The 17407-nt window shown below is 63.6% G+C and carries 19 protein-coding genes; 8 read left to right on the top strand and 11 right to left on the bottom strand.

Features of this window, described 5'->3' with window-relative positions:
- Positions 1–47: 47 nt before the first annotated feature.
- The 5 genes from ABWP89_RS06940 (at position 48) to ABWP89_RS06920 (ending at position 5641) form a co-directional block, all read left to right on the top strand.
- On the top strand, positions 48–1382 hold the full coding sequence (locus ABWP89_RS06940) for a serine hydrolase domain-containing protein (RefSeq protein ID WP_353228165.1): 1335 nt from the start codon (positions 48–50) through the stop codon (positions 1380–1382).
- The gene (nudC, locus tag ABWP89_RS06935; protein WP_353228164.1) at positions 1379–2278 is read left to right on the top strand and encodes an NAD(+) diphosphatase; all 900 of its coding nucleotides are present in this window, start codon (positions 1379–1381) and stop codon (positions 2276–2278) included. Before ABWP89_RS06940 ends, nudC begins: the two co-directional genes overlap by 4 nt.
- The gene (locus ABWP89_RS06930) at positions 2275–2976 is read left to right on the top strand and encodes a DsbA family oxidoreductase (protein WP_353228162.1); all 702 of its coding nucleotides are present in this window, start codon (positions 2275–2277) and stop codon (positions 2974–2976) included. Before nudC ends, ABWP89_RS06930 begins: the two co-directional genes overlap by 4 nt.
- A gap of 153 nt (positions 2977–3129) precedes the next feature.
- Complete coding sequence (locus ABWP89_RS06925; protein ID WP_353228160.1) at positions 3130–4554, top strand: aldehyde dehydrogenase family protein; 1425 nt, start codon at positions 3130–3132, stop codon at positions 4552–4554.
- A 334-nt stretch (positions 4555–4888) separates the two neighbouring features.
- Positions 4889–5641 (top strand): hypothetical protein, encoded by a 753-nt coding sequence (locus ABWP89_RS06920; RefSeq protein WP_353228158.1) that lies wholly within the window; start codon positions 4889–4891, stop codon positions 5639–5641.
- A gap of 32 nt (positions 5642–5673) precedes the next feature.
- On the opposite strand, the gene ABWP89_RS06915 is transcribed toward ABWP89_RS06920, so the two are convergent.
- Positions 5674–6066: a DUF1489 family protein gene (locus ABWP89_RS06915; RefSeq protein ID WP_353228156.1), complete on the bottom strand. Its 393-nt coding sequence runs from the start codon at positions 6064–6066 to the stop codon at positions 5674–5676.
- A 128-nt stretch (positions 6067–6194) separates the two neighbouring features.
- On the opposite strand from ABWP89_RS06915, the gene ABWP89_RS06910 reads away from it, so the two are divergent.
- Positions 6195–6650 (top strand): peptidylprolyl isomerase, encoded by a 456-nt coding sequence (locus ABWP89_RS06910; protein WP_353228155.1) that lies wholly within the window; start codon positions 6195–6197, stop codon positions 6648–6650.
- 199 nt (positions 6651–6849) lie between these two features.
- Here the strand turns inward: ABWP89_RS06910 and ABWP89_RS06905 are convergent, their stop codons facing one another.
- The gene (locus ABWP89_RS06905; RefSeq protein ID WP_353228154.1) at positions 6850–7662 is read right to left on the bottom strand and encodes a transglutaminase-like domain-containing protein; all 813 of its coding nucleotides are present in this window, start codon (positions 7660–7662) and stop codon (positions 6850–6852) included.
- Between the two features lie 339 nt (positions 7663–8001).
- Between ABWP89_RS06905 and ABWP89_RS06900 the strand changes: the two genes are divergently transcribed.
- Both ABWP89_RS06900 and ABWP89_RS06895 read left to right on the top strand, forming a co-directional pair.
- Positions 8002–8655, top strand: coding sequence for a hypothetical protein (locus tag ABWP89_RS06900; RefSeq protein WP_353228153.1), 654 nt, complete (start codon positions 8002–8004; stop codon positions 8653–8655).
- 10 nt (positions 8656–8665) lie between these two features.
- Positions 8666–9325, top strand: a complete 660-nt coding sequence (locus ABWP89_RS06895) for a pyridoxamine 5'-phosphate oxidase family protein (RefSeq protein WP_353228151.1) — start codon at positions 8666–8668, stop codon at positions 9323–9325.
- A 241-nt stretch (positions 9326–9566) separates the two neighbouring features.
- Here ABWP89_RS06895 and ABWP89_RS06890 read toward each other — a convergent pair whose 3' ends face one another.
- From ABWP89_RS06890 to ABWP89_RS06850, 9 genes are all read right to left on the bottom strand, one after another.
- Positions 9567–10448 (bottom strand): LysR substrate-binding domain-containing protein, encoded by an 882-nt coding sequence (locus tag ABWP89_RS06890; RefSeq protein ID WP_353228150.1) that lies wholly within the window; start codon positions 10446–10448, stop codon positions 9567–9569.
- 73 nt (positions 10449–10521) lie between these two features.
- Entirely contained in the window at positions 10522–11466 is a 945-nt protein-coding gene (locus tag ABWP89_RS06885; RefSeq protein WP_502915255.1) for a hemolysin family protein, read from the bottom strand.
- A 57-nt stretch (positions 11467–11523) separates the two neighbouring features.
- Complete coding sequence (gene ybeY, locus ABWP89_RS06880; RefSeq protein ID WP_353228147.1) at positions 11524–12027, bottom strand: rRNA maturation RNase YbeY; 504 nt, start codon at positions 12025–12027, stop codon at positions 11524–11526.
- Complete coding sequence (locus ABWP89_RS06875) at positions 12027–13145, bottom strand: PhoH family protein (RefSeq protein WP_353228146.1); 1119 nt, start codon at positions 13143–13145, stop codon at positions 12027–12029. The genes ybeY and ABWP89_RS06875 overlap by 1 nt, the downstream gene beginning before the upstream one ends.
- A gap of 294 nt (positions 13146–13439) precedes the next feature.
- Complete coding sequence (gene miaB / locus ABWP89_RS06870) at positions 13440–14762, bottom strand: tRNA (N6-isopentenyl adenosine(37)-C2)-methylthiotransferase MiaB (RefSeq protein WP_353228145.1); 1323 nt, start codon at positions 14760–14762, stop codon at positions 13440–13442.
- Positions 14763–14805: 43 nt separating this feature from the next.
- Entirely contained in the window at positions 14806–15684 is an 879-nt protein-coding gene (locus ABWP89_RS06865; RefSeq protein ID WP_502915254.1) for a lysophospholipid acyltransferase family protein, read from the bottom strand.
- Positions 15656–16078 (bottom strand): Fur family transcriptional regulator, encoded by a 423-nt coding sequence (locus tag ABWP89_RS06860; protein ID WP_353228143.1) that lies wholly within the window; start codon positions 16076–16078, stop codon positions 15656–15658. Before ABWP89_RS06860 ends, ABWP89_RS06865 begins: the two co-directional genes overlap by 29 nt.
- Before the next feature lie 238 nt (positions 16079–16316).
- The gene (locus ABWP89_RS06855; RefSeq protein ID WP_353228141.1) at positions 16317–16757 is read right to left on the bottom strand and encodes a Ros/MucR family transcriptional regulator; all 441 of its coding nucleotides are present in this window, start codon (positions 16755–16757) and stop codon (positions 16317–16319) included.
- Positions 16758–16964: 207 nt separating this feature from the next.
- Complete coding sequence (locus ABWP89_RS06850) at positions 16965–17402, bottom strand: GNAT family N-acetyltransferase (RefSeq protein WP_353228140.1); 438 nt, start codon at positions 17400–17402, stop codon at positions 16965–16967.
- Between the last annotated feature and the right edge of the window lie 5 nt (positions 17403–17407).

Below are 17407 nucleotides of genomic sequence, written 5' to 3'. Positions count from 1 at the left end.
ACAACGCGTAGCGATAACGCGCGACAAAAACACTTTGGGGGGTCCCAATGCCCGGAATGATTGCTGATACCGCTTCCTTTGCGCGCGCACCGTTGTCGCGGCGCGGTTTCCTGGGCAGCGCGCTGCTGGCGGGCGGCGCGGGGCTGCTGCCGCGCATGGCCTTTGCCGCGCCCGATGCGGAGGGCCTGTGGCCGCATGTGGCCAAACTGGTGCACGATTATGCCGATACCGGGCGCCTGCCCGGGGTGCTGGCCTATCTGGGCATGGGTGACAATGTGGCGATGATCGCGCGCGGGGTGCAGTCGTTGGGCGATCCGCGCGTGGTCGATGCCGACAGCCTGTATCGTGCCTATTCGATGACCAAGCCGATCACCGGCATGGCGGCGATGATGCTGATTGATGAAGGCCGGCTGGGGCTGGACCAGCCGATTGCCGATATCCTGCCCAAATATGCAAAAATGCAGGTGCAGGTCACCCCCGACGGGTCGATCGCCGATGTGCGGCCGGCCAAAAACCCGATCACCGTGCGCCACCTGCTGACGCACACCGCCGGCCTGGGCTATACCATCACGCAAAAGGGCCCGTTGAAGGCGGCGTATGAGACGCACGGACTGGTGCCCGCGCAAGTCAGCCACAAACAGATTCCGGGGTTGAGCGCACCCAATCCGCTGCCCAGCCTGGCCGCGTTTGCCGATGGCCTGGCGGATATGCCACTGGTTTATGAACCGGGCACAAAGTGGTCCTATTCGGTCGGGCTGGACTTGCTGGGCCGCGTGATCGAGGTCGTCGCCGGGCAACCGTTCGATGCCTTTGTGGCGGACCGCATTTTCGGGCCGTGCGGCATGACCAGTTCGGGCTTTCGCGTGGCGGCCGCCAATGCTGCGCGGCTGACCACCAACTATGGACTGCTGGATGGCAAATTGGTGCCGATCGATCCGGCGGCAACGTCGATCTATCTTGATCCGCCCGCCTATCCGTTTGGCGGGGCCGGGCTGGTGACAAGCCCACGCGATTACGACCGGTTCCTGCAGATGCTGCTGGGCTATGGCCTGCTGGGCAAGACCCGGGTGATGACCGAACGTGCGGTGCGCGTGGGCACCAGCAACCTGTTGCCCGCCGGCGTCGGCGGATCGACCTGGGATACCGCCCCATCGGGGTTTGGCGCGGGCGGCCGGGTCGGGCTGGGTGATGAGGCCGGCACGTTTGGCTGGTCGGGCGCGGCGGGCACCATCGGCTTTGTCAATTATCGCGCCGGTTTGCGCGCCGGGCTGTGGGTGCAATATATGCCGTCGAGCGCGCTGCCGATCGGCAGCGAATTTCCGCTGGCGGTGCGCGCCGATGTCACGGCCATGATGGGCGCGGGGATGAAGGCAGCAGCATGACCGGATCAGGATTCAGCGCGCCCGCCATCGCCTTTTCCGGATCGGTGATCGACCGCGCCGATGCGGTGCGTGGCGATCCGGAAAAGCTGGCGGCGCTGACCAACTGGCGCGCGCGGTTGTTGCGGCTGGATGGTCTGGTGCCGGTGATCGCGGCCGATGGCGGGCTGGAATGGGGCACGCTGGCCGATGCCGATCCGGCGGCGGAACTGGTGTTTCTGGGCCTGGCGCCCGATGGCCGCGCGTGTTTTGCGGCGGTCGATCCCGCGCTGGTGGGCAGTGTGGCGCCGCCCAATCCGCAGCTGTGGCAGGTGATGAGCCTGCTCGCCCCGGCCGATCTGGCGGTCTATGGCGCGGCCAAGGCGCTGGTGGACTGGCATGCGCGGCACCGCTTTTGCGCGCGCTGTGGCCATGGCACCGAATTGCGCAAGGGCGGGTGGCAGCGCACCTGCACCAATCCTGCGTGCAAGGCCGAACATTTTCCGCGGGTCGATCCGGTCACGATCATGACCGTCGAACATGACGGACGGCTGTTGCTGGGGCGCCAGCCACGCTTCCCCCCGCGCAGTTATTCCGCACTCGCCGGGTTCGTTGAACCGGGCGAAACCGTGGAAGAGGCGGTCGCGCGCGAAATATCCGAGGAAGCCGGCCTGGTGGTGCGCGATGTGCGCTATATCGCCAGCCAGCCCTGGCCGTTTCCATCATCGCTGATGATTGCCTGCCACGCGGTGGCAGACGATGACACAATAACCATCGACAAGACCGAGCTGGACGATGCGCGCTGGTTTACCCGCGATCAGGTGGTCGCGGCGATGCAGCGCCGCGATGATGCCACGTTCAACGCGCCGCCGCCCTTCGCGATCGCGCACCACCTGCTGGTATGGTGGCTGAACCAGTGAGCGCGCCCGCGTCTGCCCATCCCGTCACCATCGACATCTGGTCGGATGTGATGTGCCCGTGGTGCGTGATCGGCGCGCGGCAGCTGGATACCGCGCTGGCCGGGCTGACCGGCGAAGTGGCCGCCACCATTCGCTTTCACCCGTTCGAATTGAACCCCGACATGCCGCCAGAGGGGGAGGAGCAGCGGGCGCACATCATGCGCAAATATGGCCGCAGCGCAGACGAAGCGGCACAGGGCCGGACACGCCTGCACGCGGTCGGGGCACAGGCCGGTTACAGCTTTGATTACACCGGCCCCGGCGATGCGCCCCCGGCGATGATGTGGAACACCCGCGCCGCGCACCGATTGCTGGTCTGGGCGCTGCGCGACCACGGCCCGGCGGTGCAGGTGCGGCTGAAACACGCGCTGTTCGACGCGCATTTTCAGGCCCGCCGCAATGTGTGCGACCTGAATGTGCTGGCGGACATCGCGGTCGCATGCGGTCTGGACCGCGCTGCGGCAACTGCTGCGCTGATCGACCCCGAACTCGACGCGATCGTCGCCGCCGGTGAACAGCAGGCGTGGGACTGGAACATTTCCGGCGTCCCCGCCATGATCATCAACGGCAAATACCTGATCCCCGGCGCGCAGGACCCGGCGACCTATGCCGATGCGCTGCGGCGGGTGGTGGCGCGCGAAACGACGGCGCCGGCGTGATGGCGACGCTTGGCAATAGCCCGGCATTCTGTAATACCGTATCGCAATCATCGGTGCCAGCGCAGCACGCGCCGCGACGATGAAACCGGCATTGGCGCAATCAACCGCAGGCGAACAACGCCGCAAACCCCGCATGACCCATGGAGAGAGACGATGACTGAACTCTATCGCAATCTGATCGACGGTGAACTGGTGGCGACCGCCGCCACGCTGGACGTGCTGAACCCCGCCAACAAGCAGGTCGTGGGCCAGGTGCCCGCGTGCGGCGCGGCCGAACTGGACCGCGCGGTGGCCGCCGCCCGGCGCGCGTTCAAATCCTGGTCGAAAACCCCGGTCGATGACCGGCGCAAGGTGATCCAGGCGATGGCCAGCGTGATCGAGGCGCATTTTGAAGAGCTGTACCGCCTGCTCACCACCGAACAGGGCAAACCGCACGCCCAGGCGCAGTTCGAAATCGGCGCCGCATCGGCCATGATGAACGCGCAATCGACGCTCAGCCTGGAAGAGGTCATCAACGAAGACAGTCCTGAACGCCTCAGCCGCACCCGGCGCGTGCCGGTGGGCGTGGTCGGCGGGATTGTGCCGTGGAACTTCCCCGTGCTGATGGCGGTGCAGAAAATCGCGCCAGCGATCCTGTCGGGCTGCACCATCGTGCTGAAACCGTCGCCGTTCACGCCGCTGACCACGCTGCGCATTGCCGAACTGATCAAGGACATCGCGCCCGCCGGCGTGGTCAACATCATCACCGGCGAAGACAGCCTGGGGCCTCTGATCACCGCGCACCCCGATATCGACAAGATCACCTTTACCGGATCGACCGCCACCGGCAAAAAAATCATGGAAGGCGCCAGCAAGGATCTGAAGCGTATCACGCTGGAACTGGGCGGCAACGACGCATCGATCGTGCTGCCCGATGCCGATGTAAAAACGGTGGCCGAACAGTTGTTCTGGTCCAGCTTTACCAACGCCGGGCAGATCTGCGTGGCGGCCAAGCGCATCTATATCCACGAAGACATCTATGACGAAATGAGCGCGGCCATCGCCGATGTCGCCCGCACGGTCACCGTGGGCGACGGCGCCAACCAGGGCACCGGCGTCGGCCCGATCCAGAACAAGAAACAGTTCGACCGTGTGTGCGAACTGATCGAGGATGCCAAGACCAATGGCTATAAATTCCTGGTGGGCGGCGATGTCGATCCGTCGGGATCGGGCTATTACGTGCCGATCACCATCCTCGACAATCCGCCCGAACACGCGCGCATCGTGGCCGAGGAACAGTTCGGCCCGGTCATGCCGCTGATGAAGTTTTCGACCGACGACGAAGTGATCGCCCGCGCCAACAATTCCGATTACGGCCTGGCCGGCGCAGTGTGGACCAAAGACACCGACCGCGGCGTGGCCATCGCCGAACAGCTGGAAACCGGCACCGTGTGGATCAACGAATTCCTCCACCTGTCCCCCTTCGCACCGTTCGGCGGGCACAAGCAGTCGGGCTTTGGCGCGGAATATGGCGTCGAAGGACTGAAGGAGTTCACCTATTCGCAGGTGATCACAGTGAAGCGCGACGCTTTGGTGTGATGACTGCGGTCTGAAACCCGTGCGGGCACCGGCCGGGCGCATTGCGCGCGGCCGGTGCCCGCTCGACTTCGGCAATTTCCAGCCTTGGACCGCTATATATGGGGAAGGAATGGAGGTCACGCAGTGCACTGCTGTGCACAAGCGTCATGTAGATCGTCTTCATTGTGCCACGGATTTTAGTGGACGTGCGCCATTTTGCAGGATGTGGCGTCAATTGACGCTGGATTTGTCATAATTCAAGAATACTCTCTGCTTGAGACGTAAATCCTCTTTGCTGGCATCGGGCCTCACGAATACCGATCCAGAAGTCGAGTGGTAATCACAGGAGAGCCGTATGTGGACAAGATCAGCATTCTATCTTGCACTATCTGTCTTGTTTTCGTTGGCTGAGACAAGTTATCCAGCACGCGCGCAGTCCCCAAGCTGTACCGACCAATGGCTGGCACAAAGAAGATCTCTTCCGCTTGCGCAGCGATATGAAACCAAGCGTGCCGATGCATTCGGCAAGCAATGCCTTGGCATCACTGCGAAAAAACCTATCAACTGGCCAGCTGTGCGGCAGGACCTCGATCAATTGATCAAATCGGAAGATCCGCTTAACTCCACGATACCGAACGACATTGCTGCCTTCTGCCCACCTTATGGCACGGCGAGCCCCGCGAAACGCGCCGTATTCTGGCGCGAGTTGCTCTATCAGGTCATCAAGCCGGAGGCGGGAAATAACGCCAATGCCTTTATGTGGGAGCAGCCCGTGGACCACAAGGGTCACCCTCTTGATCAGGGAGAATACAGCATTGGCTTGCTCCAGCTGTCGGTCAGCAACAGGCATCCCTATGGCTGTGATATTCCGGACGAAAAGAGCTTGCTTGACCCACACCTCAACCTTGCCTGCGGCGTGAAAATTGCGTCGTACCTGGTTGGTCACGCAGGCATGATTGGCGGAGATGCCGCACATGGTCGGCGCGGCCTCGGCGCCTATTGGGCTACAATCCGGGTGCCTTCGGCCAAACCGGCACGCGATCACGGCAGCGAAACGCGGGCGCCGATCATAAAAGCCGTGCGACAGCTGGCGGTATGCAAAAGCTAATTCGGTAAAGGGCGGTATTGCCTTGTCACGTCTCAAACCAACCCGAGTTTCGCCAGCTCTCCCGCCAGGTTGGCTGGCATCACATCCGCGCTTTCGCCCGCTGCCAGATCGGGCGGGGCGTCGGGTTCTTCCAGGTAGCGCCAGCCCTGGTGGGCGCGGCGGGGGATGGGGTGGACGTCGATCAGGCGGGTGTCGATCACGATGTCGGTGCGGCCGTCGGGGGCGGGGGCAAAGGCGCGGATTTCCGATCGGGCGACCAGCTGGTGTTTCAGGATCCAGTAGACCGATCCGCCGATCATTTCGGCGTGGCGGCGGGGCAGGTTGCGCGTGGTCAGGCGTGCCTCACCCTCGCGCTGGTCAAACCAGCCGTGCACTTCGGCCAGCGATTGCGCGCCATAGGCGACTTTGGTCATGTTGAGCGGCATGCCGCTGATCTAGAATGCGCAGGGCATAAAGGGAAGGTGCCCATCGGCGCAGGTTGTGGGCGGCAGCCTGTCGACAATGGCCATAAACCGCTTATATCGGCGGCAAACCGCAAAAGGATGATTTGCATATGGCCGAAGAAAAACTGGTACTGTCGCTCGATTCGGGTGACGTGGTGATCCGCCTGCGCGATGACAAGGCGCCGGGCCATGTCGCACGGATCAAGGAACTGGCCGGCGAAGGATTTTACGACGGGGTGAAGTTTCACCGCGTGATCCCCGGTTTCATGGCGCAGGGCGGCTGCCCCGATGGCACCGGCATGGGCGGTTCGAAAAAGCCCGACCTGAAGGCTGAATTCAACGATGTGCCGCATGTGCGCGGCGTGTGTTCGATGGCGCGGACGCAGAACCCGAATTCGGCCAACAGCCAGTTCTTCATCTGCTTTGACGATGCACGCTTTCTGGACAAGCAGTACACCGTGTGGGGCGAAGTCGAAAGCGGCATGGAACACATCGACGCGCTGCCCAAGGGCGAACCGCCAGCAAAGCCGGGCGTGATCAACAAGGCGAGCGTCATCGCGGGCTGAGACGCGCTCCCTGCCTGATAAGCCCTCCCCCTGCAGGGGGAGGGTTGGGTGGGGGTGTGCGACGTTGGTAGAGCGCACGTCATTGCGGGCGTGGGACACCCCTCCCCAACCCCTCCCCTGAGGGGAGGGGCTTTAAGTAGGTCGCAAGCGAGCAAGGTTCAGGCCATCCCGCCCATTGTGGCGGGATGGCCTTTTGCCATCAGCCCAGCCGGTCTTCGTCGCAATAGACGTCAAACCGGGTCAGCGTGACCAGGCCGAAATTGGTGACCAGCGCGGCATCGGCGGCGTCGCGCCCGCGGGCCATCAGCACGCGGCCGCGGCGGGGGAAATTGTGGCGGGCGTCAAACACGTACCAGCCGCCATCCAGCCACACTTCGAACCAGGCCGAAAAATCCATGGCGCCGACCACCGCGGGCAGGTCCATATCGCCGATATAGCCGGTGCAATAGCGCGCCGGGATGTTCATGCAGCGGCACAGCGTGATCGCCAGATGCGCATAATCGCGGCACACGCCGACTTGTTCGTGGTAGACATCCCATGCGGTCTTGGTCGGGCGCGCGGTCTGGTAATCGAACCGGATGTGGTTGTGGACATAGCTGACGATGGTCTGCACCAGCCCCCAGCCTGGCGGCACGTGGCCAAACAGGCCCCACGCAGCCTCGGTCAGGCGGTCGGTTTCGCAATAGCGGCTGGCCAGCAAATAGATCATCACATCATCGGGCAATTGCGCCAGCGGCACGGCGCGCGCATCGGGCACCACCGGATCGGGCAGGAACGCATCCTCTATCACAAAGCCGCAGGATATCGTCACGCCGCCGGCCGGCATGGTCAGCCGCGTGCAGACATTGCCGAACCCGTCGACATAATCATACAATGGCAGATCGGGCGTGGTGAAAATGCGCTGCGCGGTGCGCAAGTCCTTGTTGCGCGACGGATGCACGCTCAGACAGGCGAGCATCGGCACCTCCTGGTCGGAGGTAAAGGCGATATCGTAACCGGCACGGATCAGCATGGGGGGCGGCCTTTGTGGAGGGCGGCGCCAGCCGGTGCGGCGCCGTTCACAGGATGGATATGTGCACGCCGCTTGCAAGACACGCGGGACACGATGGCTTTGCACCCCATGCGCGCGGTGACAAGCGCGATGACCCCCCCGGGCCGCGCCCTTGTAACGCAGCGCGGCCGATTCACAAACCATCTGCGTTGCGCTATCGCCCCACCGAGGCCTGCGCGCATTGCCGGTGCCGTGGTGGTGGAGCGGGCGGTGTCGGACGATTGGCCAATTTCGGGGCGTGCGCTAACGCTCGGGATTACCGGGCATCGCGCGGCCAATGCGGCGTTTGCCGCAAACCGAGTGGCGATAGCGCAAGCACTGGGGCAGATCATGGACGTGGCGCAAGCGGCGTGCCCGCCCACCCCGCAATTGGTATCGCCGCTGGCGCAGGGTACCGATATGCTGGCGGCGGAACTGGCGGTGGCGCGGGGCTGGCGGGTGATCGCGCCACTGCCGTTCGGGATTGCCATCAACATCGCGGTGAACATCGATGATCCGGCGCAACGGCTGGCCTGGCTTGTTCGGCAGGCGGTGACGCCCGAAACCGCGTCGCTGGCACACGCAATGCAGGATTTGGCAGCGCAGGCGCATTGCCGGGCGTTCGATCACGACGATGCTTTGGCCGAAACGCTGATGCGCACCGGTGCAAACGCCGGGGCGCTGGACGCGCTGGTGGCCGATCACGCAGCGGCGGCGGCGGCGATCGTGATCGATGCCAGCGCTGCGGTTGTCGCGGTTTGGGACGGGGTCAGCCCGGGCGGGCGTGGCGGCACCCGGCACACGATGGTGCAGGCGTTGGAACGGGGGCGCCCGGTGCTTTGGATCGATGCGCGCGCGCCGAAAACCGGGGCATGGTTGACCGCGCCGGATGATCTGACGCAGGTGGGCGATGGTGACGGTGTGATCGATTGGGCCGGGTTCGCTGCATGGTGTGGCACCCACGGCAGCGTATGATGGAGGCATGATGTCCGATTTTCCGGTGACCGAGCGCAGCCGCATCCGGCGCGTGCATGAACGCGGCAGCCATGCGGCGGCGGACGTGCACGCCGTGCTCGATGCCGCGCCGCTGTGCCATGTCGGCTATGTCATTGATGGGGAACCGTATGTGACGCCCACCATTCACTGGCGCGACGGCAACCGCGTCTATTGGCACGGGTCTGCCGCCAGCCGTTTTCTGCGCCAGGTGGTGGGCCAGCGGGTGTGCCTGACCGTCAGCCTGATGGATGGCTATGTCATGGCGCGGTCGGCGTTCAACCATTCGGTCAATTACCGGTCGGCGATGGTGTTTGGCCGTGCGCAGATCATCACCAACCCCGATGATATCGCCGCCGCGTTGCGCCACCTGGTGGATGATTTGTTCCCCGGTCGCTGGCAGACTTTGCGCACGATGTCGGCGCAGGAATTGAAGGCCACCAGCGTGCTGTGGATGGATATCGACGAAGCCAGCGTAAAGCATCGCGCCGCGCCGCCGGGCGATGCCGATGAAGCCGATTTTCCGGTCTGGGCCGGCGTTTTGCCAATGACCACCAAAATGGGCGCGGCGGAACCGGCACCCGGCCCGCACCACGATCTGCCGCTGCCCGAAGAGCTGTCGCGGCTGATCGGATCGGGGCGCCTGCGGTGATTTGGGGTGGATCTTCCCCCATCTCGATCAGGCTGACGGATTCCCACATCCCTCAATCTGATATATTTTTCTATTATATCATATACATCCGATCATCCTGAGCCTGTCGAAGGATGCGCGCAAATGCCAGCCCAACACTCCGGCAGCATTCCCTTGGACAACCGTCCCACGCATCCTTCGACAGGCTCAGGATGAGCGGAGTTGTTGTATAATCAATGGTTTAGCGGGAATTTGTTGGGTCTTACAAACCCGCCTTGATCATCCAGTCGTGGAACAGGCGCACCGGGCGCGATTGCAGCGCACGCGGGCGGCAGACGAACCAATAGCTGTAGGGGCTGTCGACCTCGATATCGTAGATCCGCGCCAGCCGGGAATCGTGGCTGCGGGTGAAATGGTCGTCGTGCATGATCGCCACGCCCAGGCCCTGTGCCGCCGCCTCAAGAATAAGCTGGCCCGAATCGAAATGGTCGACCGCCGCCGGTTCCAGGCTTTCCAGATGCAACGTGCGCTTCCACGCCTCGAAACTGGCGGGCAGATCGTTGTGGATCAGAAAGGTCTGCTTCGACAGCTTTTCGATATCGGGCCGGTCGCCCAGTTGCGCGGCCAGTTCGCGGTTGGCGATGGCATAGACGCGGTTGTGATCCAGCCGCACCGAATGGAGTGAGGCATCGGGCCCTTCGGACAGCACGATCGCGGCATCGATGGTATCGCCCAGCTTGGTTTCCGCCGCATGGCCGCTGTCGATGTCGATATGCAGCAGCGGGTGCAGCCGGCGCAATTCAGTCAGCCGCGGAAACAGGCGCTGGCTGCCGAACAAGGGCAATACCCCCAGCCGCAGCCGCATGATCTTGCCCGTGTCGATCAGCCGATCGATGCGGTCGGCCATTTCGTCGATCAGCGGCGCCACCGCATCGTACAGCACCTGGCCCTCGTCGGTCAGTTTCAGCGCCTGGTGTTTGCGTTCAAACAGCGGTTTGCCGACAAATTCCTCCAGCGCGCCCAGCCGCCGCGACAGCGCAGAGGGGCTGAGCGCGAGTTCGGCCGCCGCCGTCTTGGCCGACCCTGCGCGCACCACGCGGATAAACGCTTCGAGCGAGCGCAGCGGGGGTAACCGGCGAATCATCGCGCGCCCCGTTCATCAATCGCCCGGTCGCTGCCGGTCGCCGTGGTCATTGTCCGTCCTTCATTCACCAACGTCATTCGTGATCGTGGCCCGCCGCCACCGGTGCGTGCAGCCGCACCTTCGTCAACCGGCGTTCATCGCCCTCGGTCACTTCGATCCGCCAGCCGCTGTCGTGGTCGAGCACGCGGCCGACCGGCGGCACTTCGCCCGCCAGCACCACTGCCAATCCGCCGATCGTATCAACGTCCTCATCGACGATGGCAAGCCGGGGGTCCACCCTTTTGCCGATATCGTCGAGTTCGGCGCGGGCATCCGCCTCCCACAGGCCGGGTTCGACGCGGTGCAGCATGTCGACCGGCGCATCGTCATGTTCGTCCTCGATCTCGCCGACGATTTCCTCGACCAGGTCTTCAAACGTGATGATGCCGTCGGTGCCCGAATATTCGTCGATGACGATCGCCAGGTGAGTGCGGCTGGTGCGCATGTCGCCCAGCACATCCAGCGCGCCGCGCGCCTGCGGCACAAACAGCGGCTGGCGCATCAGGTGCGACCAGTCATCGGGCGCGGGCGCGCCCTCCAATGCCATTTTGGCGACGATCGGGAACAGGTCCTTCACATGGACCATGCCCACCACTTCATCCAGCGATTCGCCAAAGACCGGCAGGCGGCTGTGGCCATGATCGGCAAACGCCGCGACCAGTTCGGCAAAGCTGGCGCCCGCCGGCACCGCGACGATTTCGCCGCGCGGGATGGCCACGTCATCGGCATCGTGTTCGCTGAAATGCAGCAGATTGCGCAGCATCTGGCGTTCCAGCGGCACCAGATCGCCCTGACGGTCGGTGATGCCGCCGCCGTCGCCTTCGTGTTCCGTGATCGCTTCTTCGATCTGGGCGCGCAAAGACTGGTCGTGGTCCGACCCGCGAAACAGGGCCTTCACCATGCGCCATAGCGCGTGACTACTGTCGCTTTCGCCCGAACGGTTGTCACCGCCGGACCCATTGCCCTCGGGCACGTGCATAGTCTCCTTCGTCACGGGGGTCAGGCCCGGCGCAATCGCCGACCCTGATGCGCCCCGTCACGCATATGGGTCGGGCAGGCCCAAAAGTGCAAGCGCCTTCCGCTCCAGCGCTTCCATTTCGCCAGCCTCGGTGTCGCCGGTTTCGTGGTCGTACCCGGCCAGGTGCAGCAAACCGTGCACGATCAGGTGGCTGGTATGGGCGGCAACGGCAATATGCTTGTCGGCAGCTTCGCGCGCGCAGACGCCATGCGCCAGGATCACGTCGCCCAGCATCGCCGGGGCATCGACCGACCCTGCGCGCAGCACTTCATCGCGCGCAAGCATCGGGAAAGACAGCACATTGGTCGGCTTGTCCTTGGCACGCCACTGGCGGTTGAGCGCGTGGACTTCGTCATCATCGGCCAGCACCAGGCTGACCAGCATGTGTGCATGCGCGATTTCGGGCGCGACCGCGGCGGCGGCAGCGGCGGCGGCAGCGGCCAGCGCCTCCCAATCGGTGGCATCACCCCACACCGGATCGATATCGATATCGATATCGGGCGCCGCGCCCGCATCGGTCATTACGGCACGTCCTGGGCGTCTTTGCCTTCGTAGGCTTCGACAATGCGGCCAACGATCGGGTGGCGCACGACATCGGCCACCCCAAACCGCACGGTGCCGATGCCATCCACGCCTTCGAGTCTGCGCACCGCATCGGCCAGACCGCTGGCGGCGACCCCGCCGGGCAGATCGACCTGGCGCGGGTCTCCGCACACCACCATGCGGCTGTTCTGGCCAAACCGGGTGAGGAACATCTTCATCTGCGCGGGCGTGGTATTCTGCGCCTCGTCCAGGATGATGAACGCATCGGCCAAAGTACGCCCGCGCATGAACGCAATCGGCGCCACCTCGATCTCGCCCGATGTCATGCGGCGTTCGACCTGTTCGGGCGGCATGCAATCATACAGCGCATCGTAGAGCGGGCGCAGATAGGGATCGACCTTTTCCTTCATGTCGCCGGGCAGAAACCCCAGCCGCTCACCCGCCTCGACCGCCGGGCGCGACAGGATCAAACGTTGCACCGATCCGCTCATCAACTGCGCCACGGCTTGTGCCACCGCCAGATAGGTCTTGCCGGTACCGGCCGGGCCCAGTGCAAAGATCACGTCATCGCGCACCAGCGCGCGCATATAGTCGATCTGGGTCTTTGACCGCGGCGCGATGGTCTTGCGCCGGGTGCGGATCAGGATCGGCGGGTTTTCCATCGGCGCGCCGGTGATGATCCCTTCCAGTGTCGGTTCGTTCGACATCGCGATCAGCGCGTCGATGGCGCCGGCATCGATGTCGTGCCCGGATTGCAACCGCTGGTGCATGCCGCGCAGAACATCGCGCGCGCGGGCCACTGTGTCTTCGGGCCCTTCGACCACGGCGCGGTTGCCGCGTGCGGAAATATACACGCCCAGCCGGTTTTCGATCTGCACCAGATTGGTATCAAACTGGCCAAACAGCGCGCCCAGCACAGTCTGTTCGTCAAATTCGATTTCGATGCGGGCGCGCCGGTTGCCTTCGTTGCGGTGCAGGCCCTCGTGGGTGGCGCCATAATGGCCGGCGGGCTCAACAAACGAATCGCTGTCGCCACGCTGTCCGCCGCGGGAACCACGATGCGCCTCTGTCGTGGCGCGGGGAATTTTACGAGCCATGCGTCTCCCTTGCTTGCATCGCCCTAGATTATCCCCCGGTGTGTCAGGCGCAAGACAGCGTGCACGAATTGTGGTGGATGATGATGGTTTTGCACCAGCCGTGGGCGCACTCACTCGTCATTCCCGACCGGGATCGGGAATCCAGCGAGCATCAGACGCGTTAGCGTCTTTGCCGGTAGGCAATCTGCCTAGCGGCAGGAATGCTAACGCATTCAATGTTCGCTGGATTCCCGATCCCGTCGGGAATGACGAGTTCCTTTGATCACCCGCTGAGGTGCGTAGTGTTTCCCAATTTCAGCCGACGCGTTGCCCGGCGATCGAATTGGGACCGGCGCTGATCAGGTCAACCTCGACCAGATCGCCGATCGCGGCCTCGTCGCTGAAATGCACCGATTGCAGCCAGGGCGATTTGCCCAGCCATTGCCCGGGCTGCCGCCCGCGCCGTTCGACCAGCACCTGGCACCGCCGGCCGATTGACGCCTGGTTGAATGCCAGCTGATCGCGGTTGATGCGGTCTTGCACTTGCGCCAGTCGGTCTTCCATCACGGTGGCCGGCACATGCCCGTCCATCAGCGCCGCTGGCGTGCCCGGCCGCGCCGAATATTTGAAACTGTACGCCTGCGCATAGCCAACCGCGTCGATGATCGCCAGCGTATCGGCAAATTCGGCCTCGGTCTCACCCGGAAAGCCGACGATGAAATCGCCCGACAGTGCGATATCGGGGCGCGCAGCGCGCACCCGGTCGATCAGTTTCAGATAGCCATCGGCGCTGTGGCTGCGGTTCATCGCCTTCAGCACGCGGTCGCTGCCCGATTGGACCGGCAGATGCAGAAACGGCATCAGTTTGGGATTGTCGGCATGCGCGGCGATCAGCGCGTCATCCATGTCGGCGGGGTGGCTGGTAGTGTAACGGATGCGCGCCAGATCGGGGATCGTGGCCAGCGCCTCGGCCAGGCCGGCCAGGCCGATGGCGCGACCGGTCGTCGCTTCGCCCGTCCACGCGTTGACATTCTGGCCCAGCAGCGTGATTTCGCGCGCGCCGCCATCGACCAGCGCGCGCGCCTCTTCGATCAGATCGACAAACGCCCGCGAAATTTCCGCGCCGCGCGTATAGGGCACCACGCAATAGGTGCAGAATTTGTCGCAGCCTTCCTGGATGGTCAGGAACGCGGTCGGACCCGATTTGCGCCGTTGCGGCAGCGCGGCGAATTTGGCCTCGGCCGGCATGTCGGTGGCGGTTTCGCGGCTGCCTTTGGTGGCGGCGGCGACCATTTCGGGCAAGCGGTGATAGGCCTGCGGGCCGACCACCACGCGCACCGATGGCGCGCGCGCCATGATTTCCGCGCCTTCGGCCTGGGCCACGCACCCCGCCACCGCGATCAGCGGCACGGTGCCATCATCACGCCGCAACCGGCCGATATCCGAATAGACCTTTTCAGTGGCCTTTTCCCGGATGTGGCAGGTGTTGAGCACGACCAGATCGGCGGTTTCGCGGGCATCGACCGCGGTCATGCCCTCTGCCGTCAGCAGTTCTGCCATGCGTTCGCCGTCATAGACGTTCATCTGGCAGCCAAAGCTTTTGACGTGAAAGGTGCGAGGGGGTGTCTGGGCGGGCATAAGCCGCTGCCCTTACGCCAGAATGGTCAATTGCGAAAGGGGATCAGGCCGCCTGTTTGGGGGGGACATAGCCGATCTGGCCAACCGCATGCGCAAACGGCCGCACCGGTTCACCCAGCCGCGCCTCCAGCGCGGGCAGGATGCGCGCACGCGCCTCGGCCGAGATCGCCTTGCGCCCGCCGAAATCGCGTGGATCGAAGGGTTCCAGGAAAAACACCTCCAGCTTGAAAGACCCGCGCCGGGCCAGCACGCGTTTGGCATTGTCGACGCCGGCCTCGGTGCCGATCCAGCCGATCCATTCGCCGATGTCACCGCCGTAATGCAGCACCACCGGTTGCACCAGCACGCCCGGCGGCGGCGGTTCCAGCACGCGCAGCATGGCGGTTTTGAACGGCAACAGCGATTTGCCATCGGTGGTGGTGCCTTCGGGGAACACCGTCACCGACCAGTTGTCGGCCAGCGCTTCACGCAGGCGGTTGATCTGGTCGGCCACGCCCAGCCGGTCTTCGCGCGAAACGAACACGGTGCGGTTGATCCGCGCCAGCCAGCCGACCAGCGGCGCGGTTGCCAGTTCCGCCTTGGCCACAAAGGCCGTACCGCTGGCCCCGCCGAGCGCCAGAATATCTATCCACGACAGATGGTTGGCAATATAAAACACATCGCGTTTGAGCGGCACGCCATGAATGCGCAATCGCGCGCCACACAGCCGGCAGGCAATCCGCAAAAAGATTTTTGGGAACGGTGACCCGTAATGAATCGCGCGATAGGCATAGTGCAGCGGCACAATGATCAGCAGCGTCAGCCCCAGCCCCAGCCCGCGCAACGCGATCCGCAGCCACCCCATCCATGTAATCGGCTCACCGCGTTCCGGCCCGACCTTGCGGCGGCGCAGTTTAAGCCTCTCGGCCAAGCTTGACACCATACAGCTCCATCCGATGGTCGACCAGCCGATACCCCAGTTTCTCGGCGATCTGCCGTTGCAACGCTTCGAGCTCCGGGTCAACGAATTCGATGACTTTGCCGCTTTCCACATCGATCAGATGATCGTGATGCGCCTCTGGCGTGGCTTCATAGCGGGCGCGGCCATCGCCGAAATCATGGCGGTCCAGGATGCCCGCTTCTTCGAACAGGCGGACCGTGCGGTACACCGTGGCAATAGAGATGCGCGGGTCGCGCAGCACGGCGCGTTCGTGCAGTTTTTCGACGTCGGGGTGGTCATCGCTGTCGGACAGCACGCGCGCGATCACCCGCCGCTGTTCGGTAATGCGCAAACCGCGTTCGGCACACAGGGCTTCGATGTCGATGGGCTGGTGCACGATGGATCCGCAAATGGCGCTGTGGTCGCGCATGATACGGCGTCAGCCACAGACTGCAACAGGTACGGATCGTTTTGCAGGGTGTTATATGCAGGGTGTTATATTTGGCTGCACTGGCGGGTGGTCAGGCCGCCCACCATAACGCAAACGGCCGCATGACCCGGTGCCCATCAGTCCATGCCCGGACCAATGGTGGTGGATCATGCGGCCGGTTCAGGCCAGCATGGCTGGCGCGGGTTCAGCTCGCGGCTTTGGCGCGGCCACGCTTGGGCGCAGGCTTGCGGCCCAGGCCGATTTTCTTGGCGAGTTCACGACGCTTTTCGGCATAGGCCGGGGCAACCATCGGATAGTCAGCCGGCAGATTCCAGCGGGCCCGATACTGGTCCGGCGTCAGGTTATAGCGTGTCATCAGATGCCGTTTCAGCATCTTCAGCTTTTTGCCATCTTCCAGACAGACGATGTGGTCGTTCTTGACCGAAGAACGGATCGATACCGCCGGTTCTGGCAGCGGTTCGGCCTGCGGTTCCGCCGGCTTCAGGCCGGCCAGCGCGCCGTACACGTTGCTGATCAGCGTGGCCAGGTCGCCCACGGCGACGCTGTTGTTGCTGACATGGGCAGCGACGATATCGGAGGTGAGGGTGATCAGCGTTTCACGCAGATCGTTTTCAGTTTCAGTCATTGCGAACCGACTTTCTTGCTGTTGGTGCTACAGTCTTTGGTCTTGGCCAGATTGTTTGAATTGCTGGCTTTTTGGGCCGATCAGGCAGATCGACTCTGCTGTGCGGTGGGCGTCATATAAGGCGGATATTGCCAGACACAATGCTTGTGTCCATTGGCAACGATCAATTTCACAAAAATTTCATAATTCGGCTACGGCGTCAAGGATTCACGCCAAGACCAATTCCTGCGTTATCGCGTCGATCCGATCGCCGTTCAATGCGCAGTAATACCGAGGCCGTATTCCAATTGGCCGAAATCCATGCGCGCAGTACAATTTCCCGGCAGGATTGTTGTGGCGCATTTCCAGAAACAGCCGTTTCTTGCCACGTTGGCGCGCGGATTCAATAAAATGAACCAAAAGCGCCTGACCCAGCCCGCGTCTGCGCCATTGCGGGGCAATCGCGAACAACAGCAGCTCTTCTTCATCAAACACACCACGCGACAATGCAAACCCGGCGGCGGGGTCGCTGCCGGTCGGCCGGGTGGAGCCATCGGGCGCGATCAGCGCATAATGCGTGCCCGTCAGCACCAGTGTGTCGCTGACCTGGCGGCGGTTCCACGCTTCGCCGTATTCGGGCGAAAATGCGCATTCCATGACCGCCATGATCC

Source organism: Novosphingobium sp. (genome assembly GCF_040398825.1).
Classification (GTDB): Bacteria; Pseudomonadota; Alphaproteobacteria; order Sphingomonadales; family Sphingomonadaceae; genus Novosphingobium.
The sequence above is the reverse complement of the archived record's forward strand: the minus strand, read 5'-3'. Positions and strand labels throughout refer to the sequence as shown.

What these genes read in the sequence shown, in the direction of transcription:
- ABWP89_RS06940 (WP_353228165.1), top strand. Translation starts at nt 48, where the DNA reads ATGCCCGGAATGATTGCTGATACCGCTTCCTTTGCGCGCGCACCGTTG.
- nudC (WP_353228164.1), top strand. Translation starts at nt 1,379, where the DNA reads ATGACCGGATCAGGATTCAGCGCGCCCGCCATCGCCTTTTCCGGATCG.
- ABWP89_RS06925 (WP_353228160.1), top strand. Translation starts at nt 3,130, where the DNA reads ATGACTGAACTCTATCGCAATCTGATCGACGGTGAACTGGTGGCGACC.
- ABWP89_RS06920 (WP_353228158.1), top strand. Translation starts at nt 4,889, where the DNA reads ATGTGGACAAGATCAGCATTCTATCTTGCACTATCTGTCTTGTTTTCG.
- ABWP89_RS06915 (WP_353228156.1), bottom strand. Translation starts at nt 6,066, where the DNA reads ATGCCGCTCAACATGACCAAAGTCGCCTATGGCGCGCAATCGCTGGCC.
- ABWP89_RS06910 (WP_353228155.1), top strand. Translation starts at nt 6,195, where the DNA reads ATGGCCGAAGAAAAACTGGTACTGTCGCTCGATTCGGGTGACGTGGTG.
- ABWP89_RS06905 (WP_353228154.1), bottom strand. Translation starts at nt 7,662, where the DNA reads ATGCTGATCCGTGCCGGTTACGATATCGCCTTTACCTCCGACCAGGAG.
- ABWP89_RS06895 (WP_353228151.1), top strand. Translation starts at nt 8,666, where the DNA reads ATGTCCGATTTTCCGGTGACCGAGCGCAGCCGCATCCGGCGCGTGCAT.
- ABWP89_RS06890 (WP_353228150.1), bottom strand. Translation starts at nt 10,448, where the DNA reads ATGATTCGCCGGTTACCCCCGCTGCGCTCGCTCGAAGCGTTTATCCGC.
- ABWP89_RS06885 (WP_502915255.1), bottom strand. Translation starts at nt 11,466, where the DNA reads ATGCACGTGCCCGAGGGCAATGGGTCCGGCGGTGACAACCGTTCGGGC.
- ybeY (WP_353228147.1), bottom strand. Translation starts at nt 12,027, where the DNA reads ATGACCGATGCGGGCGCGGCGCCCGATATCGATATCGATATCGATCCG.
- ABWP89_RS06875 (WP_353228146.1), bottom strand. Translation starts at nt 13,145, where the DNA reads ATGGCTCGTAAAATTCCCCGCGCCACGACAGAGGCGCATCGTGGTTCC.
- miaB (WP_353228145.1), bottom strand. Translation starts at nt 14,762, where the DNA reads ATGCCCGCCCAGACACCCCCTCGCACCTTTCACGTCAAAAGCTTTGGC.
- ABWP89_RS06865 (WP_502915254.1), bottom strand. Translation starts at nt 15,684, where the DNA reads ATGGTGTCAAGCTTGGCCGAGAGGCTTAAACTGCGCCGCCGCAAGGTC.
- ABWP89_RS06855 (WP_353228141.1), bottom strand. Translation starts at nt 16,757, where the DNA reads ATGACTGAAACTGAAAACGATCTGCGTGAAACGCTGATCACCCTCACC.
- ABWP89_RS06850 (WP_353228140.1), bottom strand. Translation starts at nt 17,402, where the DNA reads ATGGCGGTCATGGAATGCGCATTTTCGCCCGAATACGGCGAAGCGTGG.